At 43.2% G+C, this 16,761-nt stretch carries 22 protein-coding genes; 11 read left to right on the forward strand and 11 right to left on the reverse strand.

What is annotated here, in order from left to right:
* From uspE to ccoN, 10 genes are all read right to left on the reverse strand, one after another.
* Positions 1-938 (reverse strand): universal stress protein UspE (gene uspE, locus AB4232_RS20280; RefSeq protein WP_372087872.1); only part of this gene is annotated, 938 nt, incomplete at its 3' end.
* 132 nt (positions 939-1,070) lie between these two features.
* Positions 1,071-1,817, reverse strand: a complete 747-nt coding sequence (locus AB4232_RS20285; RefSeq protein ID WP_009846714.1) for an FNR family transcription factor — start codon at positions 1,815-1,817, stop codon at positions 1,071-1,073.
* A gap of 86 nt (positions 1,818-1,903) precedes the next feature.
* Positions 1,904-2,578 carry a sulfite exporter TauE/SafE family protein gene (locus AB4232_RS20290; protein WP_009846713.1) on the reverse strand — a complete coding sequence of 225 codons (675 nt, stop codon included), beginning with the start codon at positions 2,576-2,578 and terminating at the stop codon, positions 1,904-1,906.
* Positions 2,568-2,804 (reverse strand): cbb3-type cytochrome oxidase assembly protein CcoS, encoded by a 237-nt coding sequence (gene ccoS / locus AB4232_RS20295; protein ID WP_009846712.1) that lies wholly within the window; start codon positions 2,802-2,804, stop codon positions 2,568-2,570. The genes AB4232_RS20290 and ccoS overlap by 11 nt, the downstream gene beginning before the upstream one ends.
* A complete protein-coding gene (locus AB4232_RS20300; RefSeq protein WP_372087873.1) occupies positions 2,804-5,176 on the reverse strand; it encodes a heavy metal translocating P-type ATPase in 2,373 nt (790 codons plus the stop codon). The genes ccoS and AB4232_RS20300 overlap by 1 nt, the downstream gene beginning before the upstream one ends.
* Positions 5,177-5,181: 5 nt before the next feature.
* Positions 5,182-5,661, reverse strand: a complete 480-nt coding sequence (locus tag AB4232_RS20305) for a FixH family protein (protein WP_009846710.1) — start codon at positions 5,659-5,661, stop codon at positions 5,182-5,184.
* Between the two features lie 85 nt (positions 5,662-5,746).
* A complete protein-coding gene (gene ccoP / locus AB4232_RS20310) occupies positions 5,747-6,721 on the reverse strand; it encodes a cytochrome-c oxidase, cbb3-type subunit III (RefSeq protein WP_009846709.1) in 975 nt (324 codons plus the stop codon).
* Positions 6,721-6,897, reverse strand: coding sequence for a CcoQ/FixQ family Cbb3-type cytochrome c oxidase assembly chaperone (locus AB4232_RS20315; protein WP_009846708.1), 177 nt, complete (start codon positions 6,895-6,897; stop codon positions 6,721-6,723). Before AB4232_RS20315 ends, ccoP begins: the two co-directional genes overlap by 1 nt.
* Before the next feature lie 9 nt (positions 6,898-6,906).
* A complete protein-coding gene (ccoO, locus tag AB4232_RS20320) occupies positions 6,907-7,527 on the reverse strand; it encodes a cytochrome-c oxidase, cbb3-type subunit II (protein ID WP_004742292.1) in 621 nt (206 codons plus the stop codon).
* 11 nt (positions 7,528-7,538) lie between these two features.
* A complete protein-coding gene (ccoN, locus tag AB4232_RS20325) occupies positions 7,539-8,972 on the reverse strand; it encodes a cytochrome-c oxidase, cbb3-type subunit I (protein WP_009846707.1) in 1,434 nt (477 codons plus the stop codon).
* A 252-nt stretch (positions 8,973-9,224) separates the two neighbouring features.
* Between ccoN and AB4232_RS20330 the strand changes: the two genes are divergently transcribed.
* The 3 genes from AB4232_RS20330 (at position 9,225) to AB4232_RS20340 (ending at position 12,614) form a co-directional block, all read left to right on the forward strand.
* On the forward strand, positions 9,225-9,590 hold the full coding sequence (locus AB4232_RS20330) for a hypothetical protein (protein WP_009846706.1): 366 nt from the start codon (positions 9,225-9,227) through the stop codon (positions 9,588-9,590).
* Between the two features lie 115 nt (positions 9,591-9,705).
* Positions 9,706-10,890 carry an FIST signal transduction protein gene (locus tag AB4232_RS20335; protein WP_009846705.1) on the forward strand — a complete coding sequence of 395 codons (1,185 nt, stop codon included), beginning with the start codon at positions 9,706-9,708 and terminating at the stop codon, positions 10,888-10,890.
* Positions 10,890-12,614 (forward strand): ATP-binding protein, encoded by a 1,725-nt coding sequence (locus AB4232_RS20340; RefSeq protein ID WP_009846704.1) that lies wholly within the window; start codon positions 10,890-10,892, stop codon positions 12,612-12,614. The genes AB4232_RS20335 and AB4232_RS20340 overlap by 1 nt, the downstream gene beginning before the upstream one ends.
* 150 nt (positions 12,615-12,764) lie before the next feature.
* Here AB4232_RS20340 and AB4232_RS20345 read toward each other — a convergent pair whose 3' ends face one another.
* A complete protein-coding gene (locus AB4232_RS20345) occupies positions 12,765-13,133 on the reverse strand; it encodes a DUF3693 domain-containing protein (protein WP_123283303.1) in 369 nt (122 codons plus the stop codon).
* Positions 13,134-13,345: 212 nt separating this feature from the next.
* On the opposite strand from AB4232_RS20345, the gene AB4232_RS20350 reads away from it, so the two are divergent.
* The 8 genes from AB4232_RS20350 to AB4232_RS20385 form a co-directional block, all read left to right on the forward strand.
* Positions 13,346-13,642, forward strand: a complete 297-nt coding sequence (locus tag AB4232_RS20350; RefSeq protein WP_372087874.1) for a hypothetical protein — start codon at positions 13,346-13,348, stop codon at positions 13,640-13,642.
* Positions 13,643-13,644: 2 nt separating this feature from the next.
* Positions 13,645-13,908 (forward strand): hypothetical protein, encoded by a 264-nt coding sequence (locus AB4232_RS20355; RefSeq protein WP_102441572.1) that lies wholly within the window; start codon positions 13,645-13,647, stop codon positions 13,906-13,908.
* Positions 13,909-13,910: 2 nt separating this feature from the next.
* On the forward strand, positions 13,911-14,111 hold the full coding sequence (locus AB4232_RS20360; protein WP_372087875.1) for a hypothetical protein: 201 nt from the start codon (positions 13,911-13,913) through the stop codon (positions 14,109-14,111).
* Positions 14,101-15,213, forward strand: coding sequence for a replication initiation factor domain-containing protein (locus AB4232_RS20365; RefSeq protein WP_017103179.1), 1,113 nt, complete (start codon positions 14,101-14,103; stop codon positions 15,211-15,213). The genes AB4232_RS20360 and AB4232_RS20365 overlap by 11 nt, the downstream gene beginning before the upstream one ends.
* Positions 15,201-15,542 (forward strand): DUF1293 family protein, encoded by a 342-nt coding sequence (locus AB4232_RS20370; protein WP_372087876.1) that lies wholly within the window; start codon positions 15,201-15,203, stop codon positions 15,540-15,542. Before AB4232_RS20365 ends, AB4232_RS20370 begins: the two co-directional genes overlap by 13 nt.
* A gap of 15 nt (positions 15,543-15,557) precedes the next feature.
* Complete coding sequence (locus tag AB4232_RS20375) at positions 15,558-15,785, forward strand: transcriptional regulator (protein WP_372087877.1); 228 nt, start codon at positions 15,558-15,560, stop codon at positions 15,783-15,785.
* A 19-nt stretch (positions 15,786-15,804) separates the two neighbouring features.
* Positions 15,805-16,026, forward strand: a complete 222-nt coding sequence (locus AB4232_RS20380; RefSeq protein WP_372087878.1) for a hypothetical protein — start codon at positions 15,805-15,807, stop codon at positions 16,024-16,026.
* Positions 16,027-16,158: 132 nt separating this feature from the next.
* A partial coding sequence (locus AB4232_RS20385) for a hypothetical protein (RefSeq protein WP_372087879.1) occupies positions 16,159-16,761 on the forward strand: 603 nt, incomplete at its 3' end.

A 16,761-nucleotide genomic window follows, 5' to 3' on the forward strand; every position in this document is an offset into this window, starting at 1 on the left:
AGGTTAGGGTCTAGTGGGCTCACGTAACCAGACGGTTTAAGAGCCAACACGTCACAGTTAATCTTGTCGATGACATGTTCCGCTGTATTACCAATAAACACGGCAGACAATCCAGTACGGCCGGTTGTACCAAGAATCACCATAGCAGCGTTGTTTTCAGACGCGACACGAGGAATAACATCTTCTGGCAAGCCTTGCTCAACAACAGTTTGCTCTTCACTCATACCGTGTTTCTGGCGCAACGCTTTCATCGCTGTTAAGTGATGACCACGAACCGCGTCAGTATAAGAGGTTGGGTCAAACTCTGGCAGCTCGATTGTGATATTAGCAGGTGTCACCGGGTAGGCGTTTACCAATAGCGGCTCAGCATCTAAACGACCTGTGATTTCAAGTAACCTGTCGACCATCGTATCATTGAGCTCTAAGTGAGCTTCGGTTTCAGAGCCTACATGAACTGAAGCGTAAATCTTCGCGTGTTCTGGCCAGAAATCATTTTTAACCAATAGCACTGGGCTAGGGCATTTTCTCAATAAGTGCCAGTCGGTAGGAGTAAAGATGACAGATTCTAAGGTATCGTGCTTACGCGTACCTTTGATTAGAATGTCATGCTCGCCACTGTAAACCTCTGCAATGATCGCTTCATACGGGCGGTTATGCCAAACCACTTGCACGTTAAATTCAATAGAATCATCAAGGTAAGGAGCCGCCACTTTATTCATCCAAATTTCACGTTGATGAATTACGCCTTTACGCATTGCGTCTCTTTCATCGACAGAGAGCATAGATGTCATGTCATACGAGAAATCGTAGATCGATAAAAAGAAAGTGATGTGGCTTGTTGATGTGCTTTTCTTGGCAAGTTGGATAGCACGAACTAGAGCAGGTTGCTCATCGTGATTAATGTCTGCGACAACTAAAATTTTGTTATAGATACTCATAACTAAGCCTACTTTTCAGACCGAACATATAAATAATGTAGCGTAGTTATGGAGAGAATAAGAGAAATATAAGAGGTTTTAAGAGAGAAACATGATGTAGCTCATTATTGAACTACATCATTGATATCTAGACTATTCTTTTGAAACGCCAGCAAGTTCCATCAACGCATCGTGATCTTCGATAGTGATATATTTGCCTTTAACGCTCAAGATGTCTGCTTTTTGGAAGCGACCTAAAAGACGGCTAATTGTTTCAACAGTCAAACCAAGGTAGTTACCAATATCGCCACGAGTCATCGTTAGGCGGAACTCACGTGGGCTGAAGCCACGTTGAGAGAAACGAGTAGAAAGGTTGTAAAGGAATGCAGCAAGACGCTCTTCCGCGTTCTTCTTAGAAAGAAGCAGAATCATTTCTTGGTCACCTTTAATCTCATTACTCATCAGACGCATAATTTGCTGACGCAATTTAGGCATTTTTCCTGATAGGTCGTCTAGAATTTCGTATGGAATTTCACATACCATAGAAGTTTCTAACGCTTGTGCGAAACTAGGGTGCATGTCACCAGTAATCGCATCGAAGCCAACAAGATCGCCCGCTAGATGGAATGCAGTAATTTGCTCATCACCTTGCTCGGTAATCGTGTAGCTCTTGATCGTTCCAGAGCGAATAGCGTATAGAGATTTAAGCTCGTCACCGGCTTTAAATAACTCTTGGCCTTTTTGAATAGGCTTTTTTCTCTCAATGATCTGATCAAGTTGATCGAGTTCAGATTCATTCAAAGTAAACGGAATACAGAGCTGGCTAATACTACAATCCTGGCAATGGATCGCACAGCCACCAGACTGAACACGTTTCGTCACAGGCTTTTCAGAAATCATAACAATCTTTCACTATTTGATATACGTCAATATTTTAGCATTCCTTAATCCTAAAGGGTAGTAAAAAAACCGGATTAAAGACGCCGCTATACGGTATAAATAATAAGCTGTAGCGCCATATAACCGGTATAGAAGCCGTAAATGAGGATTAAAATTGCACCAAACTGACGAAATAAGTCAGCTTGTTGCAGTTTTTTGAGGAAATTGGCACCCATTCCAACCGTGAGCATCGCAGGGAGGGTGCCTAAACCGAAAGCAAGCATGATACCCGCTCCGTTATACCAACTTCCTGATACGGCCGCCCATGTAAGCATAGAATAAACAAGGCCACATGGTAACCACCCCCAAATGAAACCAAATGGAAGAGCGTGACTAGGATGCTTCAATGGTAGAAATGATTTACCGACAGGAGAGATATAGCGCCATAGTTTTTGCCCGACTTTTTCAAAAAACAACAAGCCGAACCACCATTTTCCAATATACAAACCTAAGACGATCATAAAGCCAGCAGCAAATAATCTCAGCCAACCTAGAAGAGCGTTAAAATCGCTTAGCTGACCTATAGAAGAAATTGCACCGCCAATCACACCGCCAATCACGGCATAGCTTAGCAAGCGTCCTAGGTTATAAAGCAGGGGAATGACAGGGGAAGGTTTACTGTTTCCAATTGAAAGAAGCGACGCAATGCCACCACACATTCCCATGCAGTGACCTGCGCCGATCAACCCAACAACAAAGGCTCCGATCCAATCAGGCGTCATCGTTCTTTTTGTCTAAGTTAGTTTGGCTTTCTACGTTAGCTTTCTCGTTCTTAACAGGTTTACTATCAGAATGGTGAAGAGCATTAGTGTCTTCATCAAACAGAATGTTGTGGCCTTGACGCTCAAGGTCTTCAAACTGCTCACTCTTAACGGCCCACAGAAAGATACCGACAGCGATGCACACAAGTACGATCGCAATTGGAATAAGTATGTATAAACTTTCCATTATTTACCTTGCTCTTTTAAGAGCCTTAACGAGTTAGACACAACAATAATAGAGCTAGCAGACATGCCAACAACGGCAATGTATGGAGCAACCAAACCCGCTACGGCCAATGGAAGAATAAGTAAGTTATACCCCAACGACCACGCTAAGTTTTCACGGATTATCTTACGCGTTTTAAGCGCTAATGTTCGTGATTTAAGTAATCTATCGAGTTTGTCACCCAATAACACCATATCCGCTGAGGCTTTCGCCACGTCGGTACCACCGCCCATTGCGACAGAAAGGTGAGCACCCGCCAGAATAGGCGCATCGTTAATACCGTCACCAACCATCATGGTGATGTCACTAGCGCCTCTAGAGTTTAAATAAGCCAGTTTATCTTCCGGCTTCGCGTTAGCAACAATGTCAGTAATGCCGATCTCTTCAGCAACAGGTTTCGCGTTAATCAAAGAATCGCCAGTCAGCAGCGTGGTTTTGATTCCCGCTTCTTTGAATTGCTTAATGAACTCAATACTTTCTTTACGAATCGGGTCTTCATAAGTGAATGTTGCGGTATGTCGACCTGACATCGACAAGTAAATACCATTGCTTTCCGATGTTTGTGCATCACCAAGAATGAATTCACTGCTGCCGATAGCGACTTCTTGTCCATTCCACTCACCAGTGATACCAGAGCCAATTACGTTATTGACAGACTCTACTTCGATATCATCAGAAAGATGAGTCTTGAACGCTTTCGCAATAGGGTGGTTAGCATGTTGCTCTAGGCTCGCCGCTACTTTCAAACAGGTGTATTTATCAAGTTCTGCGAAGGTTTCAACTTGGCTGATACGAATATCACCCTCGGTCAACGTGCCTGTTTTATCTATGATCAAGTGATTCACTTTGCACAAAGTTTCAAACACATGGCCTTTGCGTAGCAAGATACCGAAATTACCCATACGAGAAGTTGAGCAGGTGATGGCTGTCGGTGTTGCAAGCGATAGCGCACAAGGACATGTCGCAACAAGTACCGAGAGCATAATCCAGAAAGCATCTTCTGGACGTGTTTGGTGCCAGTAAAACCAAGTGCCGAACGAGATAACCAGAATCACAGCAACAAAGTATCGAGCAACCACATCGGCTATCTCTGCGATGCGAGGCTTAGACAGTTGCGCTTCATCCTGAAGGCGAACGATATTGGAAATCACGGAATCCGCTTTAGACGTCATCACTTCCAATTCAAACGATTCATCACCATTCAATGTACCAGCAAAGACCGTATCGCTTTCATTCTTAACCACATGAATCGATTCGCCAGTCAGCATCGATTCATCAATATGAACTCTACCAGACAGTACTTTACCATCCGCAGGGATATGCTCACCGGGTAGAACCCGAATCTGATCGCCAACCTTCAAGGTTTTTACCGGAACTTGCTCGCCGTCTAACGTTGTCGCCATCGCAGGAACCAACTTAAGCAGGTTACCACTCGCGGCGGCGGCTTTACGACGCGCGCGCATCTCAAGGAAACGACCAAGCAACAAGAAGAAGGTGAACATCGAGATAGATTCAAAGAACACTTCGCCTTTTTCGGTTACCGTCGCGACCAAACTAGCAACGTAGGCAAACAACAGAGCGATCGACACGGGTACATCCATGCCCAAGGTTCGGCCTTTAATACTACGCCAAGCGTTAATATAGAACGGTAATGCAGAGTAGAGCAGTACAGGCGTTGCGAAGATCAAACTCACCCAACGAAAGTAGCTTTTGAATTCCGGCTCAAGGCTGCCAAAAACTTCGAGATAAAGCGCCACGGCTAGCATCATAACTTGCATGGTCGCTAAACCCGCGACACCAAGACGATAAAGGTAGTTTTTCATCGAACGATGATAAGTGGCTTCTTGTTGGTCAGCCTCGAATGGTGCGGCTTTGTAGCCCAACCTATGAATCGCGGATAGCAACTCGCTCAGTTTGGCCTGAGTGTTGTCCCAGCTAAGCAGGGCACGGTTAGTCGTGGTATTAACACGAATACTCACAACGCCAAGCTTTGAAGAAACTTGCTTCTCAATAAGCCAAGCACAAGCCGCACAAGAGACACCATCTAGTGACAATGTCACCTCGGAGATGTTTTCGGAGTTACGGACGAACTCCAATTGAACATCTTCATTGTCGTAATGACTCAGTGCCAGAAGTTGCTCTGGCACCAAATCTGCTTTTTCAGCAGGAGCAGTACGGTATTGGTAATAAGAAACCAAACCGCTATCTATGATTGTCTGAGCTACGGTTTCGCAACCCGGACAACACATCGGTCGAACCGACCCTAAGATTTCTACTTTAAAATCCGTTTCCGCTGGTACATCTTCACCGCAGTGATAACAGGATTCACACATAAGCTTTAATTCGTTAGTTGAGTAGGAGTATCAATAGGGAAGTTCATGCGACCTTGCACTAACCATTCAGAATCATGCGGAGAAAGCTCAATAAACCATGGTCCTTGCATTTCGTGATCCAAAGTCATGGTGTAGTTGCCTTTCGCATCCGCTGTCAGTAGTTGAGTAAAATCGCGGTCAGGCAGTGTTCTGTGAACAAACATTGCGTTAATCGCAGGGAAGTGATCGAGTTTACCTTTCTCAAGAGTAATGATAACGGAGTTACCTTTCTCATTAACTGAAGCTGAAAGGCCGAGTTCCTTTGCAATATTTACTTTTGAAATGTCGACATTAATGCCTTTTCCTTTTTTATAGTAATCCTCAGTCACTAGGTCTACAGAGTTCTGTGTGAACACAATAACCGTCATGATGGTCCAAATAACTACTGTCGCTGGCAACGCGATTAAGAACCACGGCCAAAACTGTTTATACCAAGGCTTTACCATAAAAAAGATCTCAAAAAAGAATAAAAAGAAGGGGTTATAAAATAAAGGAAAGACAGCCTCTTAGAAAGAGGCTGTTATTGAAATGTTACTTATTATCCGAGTTGCTTAAGCTCCACACGTATGATGAAATCAGTTGTACTTTATCCTCGCCTAGAATGTCTTTCCAAGCAGGCATAACGCCAGAGCGTCCGTACATTACTGTTTCCGTCACAGCAGCGCGAGAGTCGCCAAACAACCAGTCGCGGTCGGTCAGGTCAGGTGCACCTACAGCAGGGTTACCCTTACCATCTGTACCGTGACATGCAGCACATACAACAAAGCGTGCTTTACCAGCTTCAGCTTCACGAGCATTCACACTACGTCCAGAAAGGCTAAGCGTGTAGCTAACCACTTCTTTAACGCCTTGCTCACCAAGTGCATCTTTCCAGCCAGGCATTTGGCCAACACGACCATGCATGATTGTTGTCACGATAGCTTGTGGTTCACCACCATATAGCCATGCGTCATCAGTTAGGTTAGGAAAACCTTTTTGACCACGAGCATCAGAGCCGTGACACTGAGAACAGTTTTGCAAGAATAAACGTTGGCCCACTTTAATTGCGTCAGCATCTGATGCAATGTCAGGGACAGAACGTAAACCATTTTCGTCGTGAGCTAGCTTTTTGAATGCTTCACCAAAATAGGTGTTGGCGTCATCAAGCTCTTTCGCGTACTCGTCTAACTGCTTGTTCGCTTGAGCCGCAGCAATCGAAGAGCGAGACTCTTCAATACTACGAACTTCTTGGTTTGAACTTGTCCACCCTAGTAGACCTTTAAAATTGCCAAGGCCAGGGTAAAGAGCAAGGTAAACCGCTGCAAACACAATCGTACTGATGAAAAGGTATGTCCACCATTTTGGTAGTGGGTTATTAAGCTCACGAATACCATCGTATTCATGGCCCATATCATGACCTTCTTCTACGCCAGTTCGATCTTTAAAACACCAACGAAGCAAGACAGCACAACCAATTAGGGTACCAATCGTAATCGCACTAACCCAGATACTCCAGAATGTACTCATTACTTTGTCACTCCTTGATTTTTAGAACTTGTTGCCGGCTCGTCGTCTGCAAACACTAGGTTCGCATCTTCGTCGAAACGTGATTTACGATTCTTGCCGTATGCCCACCAAACGATACCGATGAAGCAAGCAAAAACAGTAACAGTCCAAACACTTTGAAATGTAATAATGTCCATAATTATTCCTTATTTCATTGCGTGGCCAAGCGATTGAAGGTAAGCGATGATTGCATCCATCTCTGTTTTTCCTTCAACATCTTGTTTAGCGTTAGCAATTTGTTCGTCTGTGTAAGGAACACCAAATTGATTACGGAAGAGTTCAAGCTTCTGTTGAGTCAATTTGCCATCAAGTACATTCTCAGCAAGCCATGGGAAACCAGGCATGTTTGATTCAGGAACAAGTTCACGAGGGTCGATAAGATGAACACGGTGCCACTCATCAGAGTAACGATCACCAACACGCGCTAGATCTGGACCAGTACGCTTAGAACCCCATAGGAATGGGTGTTCCCAAACGCTTTCGCCCGCTACAGAGTAGTGACCGTAACGTTCAGTTTCAGAGCGGAAAGGACGAATCATTTGGCTGTGACATACGTTACAACCTTCGCGGATATAAATATCACGACCTTCCATTTCCAGAGCAGAGTAGACGCGTAGGTTTTCTACAGGTTCAGTCGTCTGCTTTTGGAAAATAAGAGGGGTAATTTCTACTAAAGCACCAAAACTGATAGCAATAACGATCAAGATCGCCAGTAGGCCAACGTTCTTCTCTACCAACTCATGGCGATTATTTGAATTTGAGCTCATTCTAAATCTCCTTAAGCCGGTTGAGGGATAGCTTTAAGGCTATCTTTAGGTGCAGAAACAGTTTTGTACGTGTTGTATGCCATTAAGAACATACCAGATAGGAAGATGAAGCCCCCTAAGAAACGTACAAAGTAGAACGGGTAAGATGCTTCTACAGATTCAACGAAGCTGTAAGTTAATGTACCGTCAGAGTTAACTGCACGCCACATCAGACCTTGCATCACACCAGAGATCCACATTGCAACAATGTAGAAAACCGTACCAATCGTTGCTAACCAGAAGTGAACATTGATTAGAGATACAGAGTACATACGCTCTTGACCAAATAGTTTAGGAACTAAGTGGTAAACCGAACCGATAGAAACCATCGCTACCCAACCTAGCGCACCAGAGTGAACGTGACCGATAGTCCAGTCCGTGTAGTGAGATAGTGCGTTAACCGTTTTGATTGCCATCATTGGGCCTTCGAAAGTCGACATGCCGTAGAATGATAGAGAAACGATTAGGAAACGTAGGATAGGGTCGTAGCGTAGCTTATGCCACGCACCAGATAGAGTCATAATACCGTTGATCATGCCACCCCAAGATGGAGCAAACAGTACCAAAGACATAACCATACCTAGAGACTGAGTCCAGTCTGGAAGTGCTGTGTAGTGTAGGTGGTGAGGACCAGCCCAAATATACAGAGACACAAGAGCCCAGAAGTGAACAATCGACAAACGGTAAGAGTAAACAGGGCGACCAGCTTGTTTAGGAACGAAGTAATACATCATACCTAGGAAACCAGCTGTCAATAGGAAGCCTACCGCATTGTGTCCGTACCACCATTGCACCATTGCATCGATCGCTCCGGAATAAATCGAGTACGATTTAAACGCAGATACAGGAACAGCCAGGCTGTTAACGATGTGCAACACGGCAACCGTGATGATGAAGGCTCCGAAGAACCAGTTAGCTACATAAATGTGCGATGTCTTACGTTTAATCATGGTTCCGAAGAACACGACCGCATAAGCTACCCACACAAGCGTAATAGCAATATCGATTGGCCATTCAAGTTCTGCGTATTCTTTACCAGAGGTTAAACCTAACGGTAAAGTAATTGCAGCGGACAGGATAATCGCTTGCCAACCCCAAAAGGTAAAGGCTACGAGAGGGCCACCAAAGAGACGCGTCTGACAGGTACGTTGCACAACATAATATGATGTTGCAAACAGCGCACTTGTACCGAACGCAAAAATAACCGCATTAGTATGCAGGGGACGTAAACGACTGTACGTCAGCCACGGCGTATCAAAGTTTAGCTGTGGCCAAACTAATTGAGCGGCAATCAAAACACCAACGCCCATACCGACAATACCCCACAAAATTGTAACGAGGGTAAATTGACGGACGACCGTATAGTTGTAGTTTTGTTCAAGCTGCTTTTCTTGGCTCATTTGCATGCTTCCAATTTCTTATTTACTACACTTTACTTCCAACACGACTCACGTCGTAATGCCACCCAAATTAGAAAAGGAAATTCAGCCTATTCAGAGCTTTATTTCCACTTGCTGATTTTAAAAAAAAGTGGCATTTTCAACGCGACACTATACTTGAATTAACAAATCAATGACAGAGTAGTAACCTTACGCTTGGTCTGGAATTGGATTTTTATTTAAAAACTTTGAACTTTGTAACAAGGAGTAAAGATTATAATGGCGGCACAAAAGCTAACGAAAGGCAGGCTTGTTCAAATTATCGTCATGTTGGTTATTTTAATAGCTGCATTTACTTGGAGAACAGTGACATACGACAATGACGAAACAGTAAACTGTATAATTTCTAAACCTTGCCAAATTACTATTGATAAACATAATGTTTTAATTTCGGGTGATAACCTAGGGTATTCGATCGAAACATCTAAAACTGGTAAATTTATCATTAACTATAATGAGAGCGGAACTCTAGAAGAAAAAGGGGCATCAATTTGGCTGTTACGAACGAACGCTCAGAACTCCTCAATAACGGTTACATTTCCACAACAGATAGCCACACTTTCTGTAAACCTTTCTAAGGAATAACACAGTAACAAGTTAGTCTCACCTCAATTCTTTTGATAGAAATATGTACTAAGTCAGTGAAATAGATTGTATAAAAGTGTTATAAAGAGAGCATTAATAAAATCTTCCGAGATCTATGAAATTTCTATCAAAAGTCTCTTATTCCCTAGACGATAAAATCGCAGTAGATGAACTGCTCAGTGGGGTGGCAAACCCTGACGATATTGCCTGTCTTATCTGCTACTGCACCGAAGAGTACTCCACACTTGCTGTGCAGAGATATTTGGTAGATGCGCTCCCGAATACACCAATACATGGCTGCACCACTTGTCACGGTATTATGACCGAAACAGGGTTCCATTCAGGCCCTGTGATTGGGATACTCATCATCTATGATTCCGGGATCAATGCCTACGGTACCGGCATCAGTCACTTTGGCGATTCCATAGACCGTAGTACATTCAGCGCCATCGATAAAGCATTAAAGAACGCCAACCGAGAAGGTGAAATACCCGATCTTATCTTGCTCCATTCCACCCCAGGAAATGAAGAGAAGGTGATGGCGGCCATCGATAACAAATTTGGCACAGAGGTGCCGATTATTGGTGGAAGCGCAGCAGACAATCAAGTGTCTGGAAATTGGAGTATCTTTACCGAAGAAGCTCTTGCTATTAATGGCGTCTCTTTAACGGTGTTTTTTGCGTCACAATCCATCTATTCATCTTTTAGCGCCGGTCATACACCCACTCAGTATTCAGGCACCGTCACCAAAGTAAGAAATCGAATATTGTTAGAGATCGACCATAGGCCAGCGACCACCGTTTATAATGAATGGACTAATTTTCATTTAGGTGGCAGTGATGATGGGTATATTTTTGAAAAGTCGACAGTTTATCCATTAGGCCGAAAGGTCGGCTCTTCTTACGACTACCCATATTTCAAGTTGTCGCATTCGATCAGAGAAACTGAGTGTAACGGTATCGAGTTGTTCACTGATATAAATGAAGGTGACACCATCTATTTGATGCAAGGCTCTAAGCAACAACTTATCAGCCGTGCCGCTAACATCATTCATTCGTCTTACTATAATGATATGGATCTTGAAGAAAAATTAGGGGCGATCAACATATTCTGTGCAGGACCAATGCTGCACCTAAAACAAGATATGGATGAGGTTTGTGACCAAATCAATCACGCACTTGGTGGGCTTCCATACATATGTCCATTTACGTTTGGTGAGCAAGGCAGACTCTCTGGTGGTGAGAATGCGCACGGAAATTTGATGGTATCGTCTGCAACGTTTTATAGGCTGAAAAAGTAATGGATACTGAAGACCAGGAAGCGCTGCAAGAAGCTCGTATTGAACTCCAAAAACTAAAGGTCCGTGAACGTAAATTAGCTGAAGAGAATAGGGTGATCCTATCGACTATCTCTGCGATCAGTAAGGCGAGTAACATATCTGAAATATTTTCTAGTCTCGAATTCGCACTCAAAAAATACATAAAGTTTGATGATTTTATTGTGGTATCAAGAGTAGGGAATGAAGGTAGTTTCAAAACCCTGTTAACCAATAACAAAGTATTCGAACAGATGAATTGGACAGATTGTGGCAAGCTATCGCGAGTCATTAATGGAGAATGTGCCATTCTTTTTGAACCCAAATCTCTGGGTGAATTCAGCACTTTGCATCCAATTATCCTAGACCAAATTAACTCCGTACTGATTACTGGTATTGATAGCGGGCTAACACAATCCGTTATCATCTTTATCCATTCCAATACCAAACACTTTAGTATTGAAACCAAAGCCACTCTAAACCGATTTCGACCGCTGATTGAGCGTGCTGTTTTCGATATTGAAAACAAAGAAAAACTTGAAGCGACAGTCCGAGAACGTACAGCAGAACTCGTAGCAGCAAGAAAAGACGCAGAAAGAGCCAACAAAGCCAAATCTGAATTCTTAGCAATGATGAGTCATGAGTTAAGAACGCCGCTAAACGCCACCATAGGCTTAATCGACACGCTAAAGTCCACACCGCTGAATGATGAACAACAGTCTATATTGTTAAATATGAGTACATCATCTGAACTCCTATTGGCGATCATCAGTGATGTATTGGACTTTTCAAAGATTGAATCTGGATGCTTCTCGTTGGCTCCTCAATGGAGCAACGCAAGAGACACTGTAACTTTTGTTTTATCTGAACAAAAGAAGATAGCAGACGATAAAGGGTTGTCATTAACCCTAACTAGCGACATTCCAGAAGGTGAACTACATTACATCGACCCAAGTCGCTTAGCACAGATCCTTTTTAATCTCATTGGTAACGCAATAAAGTTCACTGAACACGGGCATGTACATGTTTCTATTACATACCAGCACAGTTCATTCCGTATTAGCGTAGAAGACACCGGAATTGGCATCAGCTCACAGCAACTTTCATCATTATTCAGTCCATTCGTGCAAGCCGATAGCACAATCACACGTAGATTTGGTGGCACCGGCTTAGGTTTAGCAATAACAAAACGACTAGTAGAACTGATGCGCGGGCGTATATCGGTCGAGAGTGAGCCAGGAAAAGGCTCGAAATTTGAAGTGCGGTTACCAGTTCTAACGAGAGTGACGAACAATCAAGATCATGCTGCAGAAGATAAATACTCGCAAGTTCCCAGAACCCGTTATTCAGTGTTAGTTGTTGAAGACAACCCAACCAATCAGATGGTGATTCAATTGATCCTTGCGCGGCAAGGCCATGAAGTTTTCATCGCAAGCAACGGTGAAGAAGCCATTGGCTTTGTAGAAAGAGGTAATGACCCGATAGACATTATCTTGATGGATGTGTCGATGCCAGTTATGGACGGAATAACCACAACCAAATACATGAGAGACGCAAACATCAAAACACCAATCGTCGCGCTAACGGCACACACATCAGTAGAAGATAAATTTTCTTGTTTAGATGTCGGTATGAATGATTTCATTACCAAACCTGTAAGAACCAAAGAGATCATTGAAGCAATTGATCGATTAATGCTTGAAGTCTAATAAACGTATTCTTAATCGAAGATTAGGAAATATGTTTATTAGGTATTTTATGGTAAATAGATTCACTGTTAAATAGAACGTCTGTTTGGTAGTCAAACAAGAGGCAGGGCATCACACAAAGATACCTGCCTTATAAATACTAAACATAATTTAACATAATATACATAATACGCAGTTGGCTAGTGCTTTATTTGGGGTGGCTGCCATCAGTGCTAATCCCGCGCAAGTCATTGAAATCGCTTTTAATCCTAGCCCGTTGCACTTTTTTGCTATGTGTTCCCATAGCTGTTTAATCTCTGGATTTTCGTTGCGGTCAACGTGACAACCAAGCAATGCCATCTCTGGGTCGATTCCTGCGCTTTCTGCCAGAAAAACTGCTTCTGAATCAGATATATAGCGAGTTCCTTTTCGCATTTCACCAATCCTTTGTCTAGGCAGATTCAAATCATGTGCAATCTGCTTATCTTGTACGTAGTTTTGCGCCTTTTTGTAGGCATCTAACAGTTCATTTTGATACATAAGACATTCTCCCTTTGGCTACATTCTAGCTGATTAGGCATGATTTTCCGTGCTTAACAGGCACAACTTTTCGTGCCTATAATCCTCACCAACGAATCAAGTTTACTTGTTTCAGCATTTTGACTGTCTAGGTCTGGGCTGTACGCCCTTGACGCTTATGGCTCGGCTTAGATGGTCACTCCAATTCTCAATAATCAGTCAAGGTGGTTGTTATGTTTACAGTTGAATCTATTCAATACGGTTCTGTTTTGAAATCTGAACACGTTAGCTTCTCTAACTATCCAGATTTCACACACGCGTCTGTGTCTCTTCATAACTCACCACTAGAAATCTGCTTTGAGTTCCTTGTTAGTGAACTTGAGTTTGGACAACGCACCATTGGTGAAGAACTTTTTCATACTGTCAGCTATAAGAACCCACTTTATAACTCTAGTGACGCTTTCACTTTCACGTTTGATAACGACCAAGAACTTGGTCAGTTCTGCTCGTTCTACGGTTTGGAGCGTTAATCATGAATACATCATCGGCTCTAGTCATTACTGTTCAAACCAAATCAGGCACTCGCTTCTTTTGCGGTTTTGGTAAACGTCAGCATGTGAAAACGGCTTGGCATATTGCGGGTTCAAAGTTCTTCACATCCGAAGCTCTTTCAGATGATGTTCGTGAAGTTTGCGACATCCTTACATCTAAAGGAAAAACGTTTTCTGTTCATGTTGTTAAAGGCCTGCTGGAAGAGCCTTTAGATCTCACGACTCCTTTGTTTGTTGGTAAATAATCATGGATTCAATCTACTTCGACAACGAACCCAATCACGGTATCAACGCCTATTTTCCTTGGGGTCATAACTTCTTCAAGACTCCGCGTGATTTCTTCCAGTTCATGGAAGCTCACTACGGCATGGTTTCATTTAAGATTGTCGAAATCACGGATGATAACTACCAAGAGCTTTTGGTTAAGGGCGTGTTCCATGCCATCTAAAAAACCACATAAGTTCCATGACGAGATTCGTCCGGTACAAGTTGATCACCTAGCCTTTTCGTTTTCGTACGGCTCACTTAGACACTTGGACAACTCGAACGAACAAGACTTTATCAATATGCAGTTTCCTGAGTTTAAAAAGCGAAGCGTTAACGGTCGCCTTAACTCACCAGAAGCCATTGATAAGTCAATTGAGTCACACCGTAACAAATGCCGCAAGGTTTTAGCCGATAGGTTTGATGAGTTCATGTCTAAAGTCTTTAACTTCCGCATATCTCCTATGCGTGGCCGTGGCTTACATGGCTATGAAGATTCAATGGTGATTTACGATTCAACGGGAACGGTTGAGTGTGGTTTGGTTGGTGTTGGCGGTAACAACGATACGGTTTACGTGCAAATCAATGGTACTGGTTGCGCTAAGTTGTTCGACTTCACCACACACAAAAAGGTGCATTGGTGGTTGTCACTTTTGGGTATCACTCGCCTAGCCCGTTTAGATCTCTGTGTGGATGACTACACCGGAATCTTTGACTGTAAGTATGCTGAGAAATGTTTTTATGAGGGAGCATTTCGCACTGCTTCTCGTGGTCGTGGTCCCACAATGGTTCCTCATAAGCGCGTTTCACAATCCGGTGAATTATCAGAGGAAGCCGTACTTGTTGGCTCTCGTACCTCTGCAATCTACTGGCGTGTGTACAACAAGAAGTTCGAGCAAAACATCGCTGACCCTGAAGTGATTTGGTACCGCAACGAAGTGGAATTGAAGAAGTGCGATTTATCACTACTCGCCTCGCCTGCTTCGGCCTTTGCTGGTCTCTGTGATTTCTCGGCCAGTATCGACCCTGCTGAACCAATGAAGCTTGAACTCAACAAGAAAAAAGCAGGTCTTGAGTTCTTCGCTCGTATCGCTTGGGTTCGTCGTCAATGTGGTAAAGCTCTCTCTGAAGTTGTTGCTATGACTGAAGGTGATTTGGGTGAAGCCTTCGGCATGCTCATTCCTACGCATCATAGACGTGCAAACTTTGAAACCTCGTTGGGCATTCCTGACGAATACACTAAACAGAAAATCGAAATTTTGGAGTCAAGAATATGCCTACAATAACTGGTATTGCTATCAAGCGTTTCCCTAAATCAAACATGGAGTTCGCTGAGCTGTCTGTTCTACGTGCTGTAGAAGAAGTCGACAACGAGAAGTTTCAGCAAACGGGTATCGGTTTCTCTACTGATATTCCTTACAACAAACAAGCATTGAAAATCGATGTTGAGTATGCGCGTCAGCTTATCCAATCACGTGCGTTTGTTGCTAACCGAGAATACGAACTCAGCTTTGGTGCTAACCCAAATGACCCACTCGATATCTTAGTAAACAAGCTCGTTCCTGTTGATGAGGAAATTAAAAAACACTTCGACAACTTTATGAAAGCTAAGTAATCAGGTCTAGGTGCTATGTCTATTTGCGTGACTGTTATTGATGGGATTTTGCAGCAATCATCTGGTGGTGTTTGTGAGTATGTATTGGTCTCTAAAGAACAGTTAACGCACTTGGTTGATGGTCAATTTGATTGGTCATTACTCGAATTCGACAAATCTTTGTATGAGTTCGTTGTCGCTCAAAGCTTGGTTACTTTCGTTGGTGGTCATGTTCTTGGGCGTGTATTAAAACACTTTCGTTAATCCATTTAGGAAAATTATTATGTTGAAAAATCTACGTCAAATCGCTAGCAATAAAATTCTAGTTGCTTCAGTTGCTCTTACTTCTAGCTCTGCGTTCGCTGATGCGAGTGCAAATGAAACGGCCATTACTGCTGCTGTTAATACTGGTAAATCTATGGTCGGCCTGACTACCACAGGTGTAATTGGTATCGCTGCGCTTGGCTTCGGTCTTGGAATGGTTGTTTCTTGGCTTCGTAAGTAATGATTATCTCCGTTGTTCTTGGCTCTTTAATGTGCGCCTCGTTTTTATACGGGGTATATACCGGAGTCATAGCGGGTTAATTAATTAGGGGGCTTCGGCTCCCTTTTTTTATATTTAAATAACGGTGTTTTAATGAAAAGAATATTGTTATCAATTTGTTTTTTTGCATTTTATTCATTACCTGCTCACTCTGCTGAAACTGAATACTGGCGGGCGGGTGGCGTTCAAAATGGCGGAGAAAAATGTTTTACCAACGGTCAACTTGTCTCTCGTGATTATTTAATGAGTAAGAAGTGCCAGATAGAAGAAAACACCTATAGTTGTTCATTTTCTTTACGTCGAAAATCTTATATTTGTAAAGGTCAAGCTGTTGCGTTTTTTTCTCGGGTTGGCTCTTGTCCTGAAGGTCATAAGCCTGACTCATCTGGTCGCTGTGAACCAGAGGACAAGTGTAGTGATAAAAAAGGCGAAAGGCTTGGTTTTGTTAAATTTCCTGTAGGCACTCCTAAAGTTGAATTTGTTTGCCGTAACTCTTGCCAAGCAAAGACCGACACTTGGGTTGCTAATGGTATAGAAAACGATCCTATGCCCTTTGGTTTGTATAATTATACTGGCTCGGCCTGTAATGGTTCTGAGGGTTCTGGCGGTGGCTCTGGTTCTGGTGGTGGCTCTGGTGGTGGTGACGGTTCTGGTGGTGGCTCTGGTTCTGGCGGTGGCTCTGGTTCCGGTGGTGGT

The sequence above is a fragment of the Vibrio sp. 10N.286.46.A8 genome (genome assembly GCF_041470165.1).
Classification (GTDB): Bacteria; Pseudomonadota; Gammaproteobacteria; order Enterobacterales; family Vibrionaceae; genus Vibrio; species Vibrio tasmaniensis_A.